Origin of the sequence: Mesorhizobium sp. (assembly GCF_004962925.1) — a bacterium.
Taxonomy (GTDB): domain Bacteria; phylum Pseudomonadota; class Alphaproteobacteria; order Rhizobiales; family Rhizobiaceae; genus Mesorhizobium.
This window is the reverse complement of the sequence record NZ_SUEO01000204.1, coordinates 7,885-11,400: the sequence shown is the minus strand read 5'-3', so window position 1 is coordinate 11,400 and position 3,516 is coordinate 7,885. Positions and strand designations below refer to the sequence as shown.

Sequence of the window (3,516 nt, the reverse complement as noted above, 5' to 3'; positions counted from 1 at the left end):
CTTCCCGCAGGATGTCGTCGAGCTGATGGGCTATTTCCGGCCGGCCGAAGATGGCCAGCGCATCCGCGCCGTGCCCGGTGAGGGCGAGCAGGTGCCGATCTGGATCCTGGGCTCAAGCCTTTATGGCGCGCAGCTCGCGGCCATGCTTGGCCTGCCCTACGCCTTCGCGTCGCATTTCGCGCCGGCCGAACTCGACCACGCGCTGGAGATCTACCGCTCGCGCTTCCAGCCGTCGGAACAGCTCGACAAGCCCTATGTCATGCTCGGTCTCAATGTGTTCGCTGCACCCTCCGACGCCGAGGCGCGGCTGTTGTTCACGTCGCTGCAGCAGGCCTTCGTCAATCTGCGCACCGGCCGGCCCGGCCGATTGCCGCCGCCGGTCGAGGGATATGAACGTGGCCTCGAGCCGATGGCCAGGACCATGCTTGACCAGGCGCTGTCCTGCGCCGTCGTCGGCTCGCCGGACACGGTCCGGCAAGGCATCGACGCCTTCGTGCGTCGCACCGGCGCCGACGAATTGATGGTCACCGCGCAGATTTTCGACCATGCGGCGCGGATACGGTCGTTCGAGATTCTGGCCGAGGCCCACAAAACCCTGTCGCAAGCAGCCTGAGAGTTGGTTCGCCGCTTGGCACTGCTGGGGCAAGGCCGGCCTGCTAAGTGTTTGGACTGGGGACATCGCGAATAGGTGCGAAGACATCGCTAACAGTTTCGTGCGTTTTGCGTGGGGAGGTTTTCGATCCGTCATGCTCGTCTCGCACGAATAGCCAAACGAGGCCGCGGTTAGACTGAAACGCGGCTTCTAAATGACGATCACCTTGGTGCCGATTGTGGAGCGGTTATAGAGATCGATGATGTCCTGGTTCATGAGGCGAATGCAGCCCGCCGACACTGCTTTGCCGACGGACCACCATTCAGGGCTACCGTGCAGGCGATATCCGGTGTCACCCTTCTCGTTGAAAAGATAGAGCGCCCGCGCGCCGAGCGGGTTCATGAGTCCGCCCTCCATATGGGCCGGTATGATGCGGCCTCGCTCCCGCTCGCGCACGATCATCGCGGACGGCGCGCTCCAATCCGGCCATTCGCGCTTCCTCGCAACGTGGGCAGTGCCATGCCACTCGAAGCCCGCCTTGCCGACGCCGATGCCGTAACGCAGCGCCTGACCGTCTCCCAACACGTAGTAGAGGAATTTCGCTCCTGTATCGACAATGATGGTGCCAGGCGCCTCGTCAGTCACATAAGGCACTGTCTGCCGACGGAACTTTTGGTCAACCTTGTAAATTGGAACCGGCGGAATGCGGAAACCGGCGTCGGTGAGACCGCCATAGGCCGAGGGAAAAGTCTGTAATGCGCCGCCAGTGGTGCAGCCGGAGAATGCGACCATCCCAGCAAGTCCCAGCCCGATTAGGATCGATTTCACGCGCATGACTCAAGCCGGCGCTCGTGTCGGTGATCAGCCGCATCTCGTCATATTCCTAATCCGGTATGCTTCGATTGCCAAGATTTCCTTCTTGTCGGTGCGCTGATTGTTGGCCACTTGGCTCCGTCGGCGCCGCGTCCTTAAACTAAAGGTAGCAAATCGCCCTGTCCCGCACACAACCCTCATGCGTCACCGGCCCAATGCGATGACGGCCAATCCCCGTGGGGGTGAGGAGTGGTCCGCACAGCAGACGGAAAGCCAATTGCTTGGCTTTCCGAACGACGAACGCCAAAGCGGCAGCGAGGGGTCGGGGCCGGCAGGACAGAGCGGGGCGCTGCCCCATAGGCATCTCAAAGTTTCTGAACAGAGCCCAAGGCTACGCACTGATACTCTGCGCGATCGCTCCCAGTGGCCGGCATGAATTGCGGATCATCAGGCGTCCCTTGAGCGCCAGCTTGCGCGGCGGCGCGTCCCTGTTTCCGGCGAGCCGGTCGAGCAGGAGATTGGCCGCCTGCTCGCCGATCGCCTGCACCGGCTGGGCGACCGTGGTCAGTTGCGGCTGGAACACGTCCGACCAGGGGAAATCATCGAAGCAGGCAACCGAAATATCCTCCGGGCAGGACAGCCCGATGTCGCGGATCGCCTTCATGGTGCCGATCACCATGGGGTTGTTGGCCGAGAAGATGGCGCTCGGGCGGTCGTGCAGCGAAAGCAACTGCATCGTCGCGTTGTAGCCGTCGACTTCGTGGAAGTTGCCGAAGCGAACGAGCTCGTTCTCGACCGGCAGGCCGGCAGCCTGGAGCGCCTCGCGATACCCTGTCATGCGGTCATGCATGGGTGAGATGTCGAACGATCCGGAGATGTAGCCGATCCGCCGATGGCCGAGATCGATCAGATAGGTGATGGCGTCGAACACCGCGCGCTGGTTGTCGAGGACGACGGTGTCGGTATCGACGCCTTCGCAAACGCGGTCGAGCAGCACCACCGGCACGTTGGCGTCGTCGACAATTCTCTTCAGGATCGCGCCGTCGCCGACGCGCGCGACGATCAGCCCGTCGACCATCCGATCGAGCAGCAGCCTGATCTGGTCGTCCTGCGTGTTCAGATCCTCGTCCGTGCAGCACAGCATGACCGCGTAGCCGGCGCGGTCGAATGCCTGCTGGATGACCGAAACGACATCGGTGAAGAATGGATTGGTGATGTGGGGAACGGTAAGCCCGATGGTGCGGGTCGTGCCCATCTTCAGGCTGCGGGCGATCGCGTTGCGCTTGTAGCCGATGTCGCGGATCGCCTGTTCGATGCGCTGGCTGAGCTCGGGACTGACGGTCGCGGTGCCGTTGATCAGCGCCGAGACGGTGGCGACCGAAACACGCGCCACTTCAGCCACGTGCAGCATGGTCGGGGCCGTGGACTTTCGCTGCTTTTTTCGCCCTGACGCCATCATTTTCGAAACGTTTCACCGCCCTCTGGCTGCAATATCTACGGAAACTTGCGGGTTTCCGCAAGAATTGAAATGCATCAATCCCGTCCAATCAGATACCGGCTTGACATGATCGAAACGTTTAGATTAGCGTTTGAGACGTTTGACGACGACGGAAGGGAGGCCGTTCTTGTCATGGAGCATGGCAATTCCATCACGTCCGGAGACGATGCGGCTGCGGCCGGCCGCTCGGCCGTGGTTCTGAACGCCGAGCACATCTCCAAGACGTTTGGTGGCATCGCCGCCCTTGTCGATGTCGGCTTCGACCTGCGGCGCGGCGAAGTCCATGCGCTGATGGGGGAAAATGGCGCCGGCAAGTCGACGCTGATGAAAATTCTTTCCGGCGTCTACACGGATTACGACGGGACGGTGAACGTCGATGCCCATCCGGTCCGTTTCGCCGGCGTCCGCGACGCTGAGCACGCCGGCATCGCCATCATCCACCAGGAGCTCAATCTCGTCCCCGAGCTTAGCGTTGCCGACAACATCTTCCTGGGGCGCGAAAAGCTGATCGCCGGACTTATCGTCGACCGCAAGGCAAGCAGCCACGCCGCCGGTGCACTGCTGCAGAGGCTCGGCATCGAGCTCAACCCGGAGGCGCGGGTCGGCAGCTTGC

The 3,516-nt window shown here is 62.2% G+C and carries 4 protein-coding genes; 2 read left to right on the top strand and 2 right to left on the bottom strand.

The features are described 5' to 3' along the window. Positions 1 to 613: MsnO8 family LLM class oxidoreductase (locus E5W87_RS28695; protein WP_292405188.1), on the top strand; the 613-nt coding region annotated here is incomplete at its 5' end. Between the two features lie 189 nt (positions 614 to 802). Here E5W87_RS28695 and E5W87_RS28690 read toward each other — a convergent pair. Both E5W87_RS28690 and E5W87_RS28685 read right to left on the bottom strand, forming a co-directional pair. After that, a complete protein-coding gene (locus E5W87_RS28690; RefSeq protein ID WP_292405185.1) occupies positions 803 to 1,426 on the bottom strand; it encodes a L,D-transpeptidase in 624 nt (207 codons plus the stop codon). A gap of 370 nt (positions 1,427 to 1,796) precedes the next feature. Beyond that, positions 1,797 to 2,816 carry a LacI family DNA-binding transcriptional regulator gene (locus E5W87_RS28685; protein WP_292405182.1) on the bottom strand — a complete coding sequence of 340 codons (1,020 nt, stop codon included), beginning with the start codon at positions 2,814 to 2,816 and terminating at the stop codon, positions 1,797 to 1,799. 219 nt (positions 2,817 to 3,035) lie between these two features. Here E5W87_RS28685 and E5W87_RS28680 point away from each other — a divergent pair. Beyond that, a partial coding sequence (locus E5W87_RS28680; protein WP_292405180.1) for an ATP-binding cassette domain-containing protein occupies positions 3,036 to 3,516 on the top strand: 481 nt, incomplete at its 3' end.

What these genes read in the sequence shown, in the direction of transcription:
- E5W87_RS28685 (WP_292405182.1), bottom strand. Translation starts at nt 2,816, where the DNA reads ATGCTGCACGTGGCTGAAGTGGCGCGTGTTTCGGTCGCCACCGTCTCG.
- E5W87_RS28690 (WP_292405185.1), bottom strand. Translation starts at nt 1,426, where the DNA reads ATGCGCGTGAAATCGATCCTAATCGGGCTGGGACTTGCTGGGATGGTC.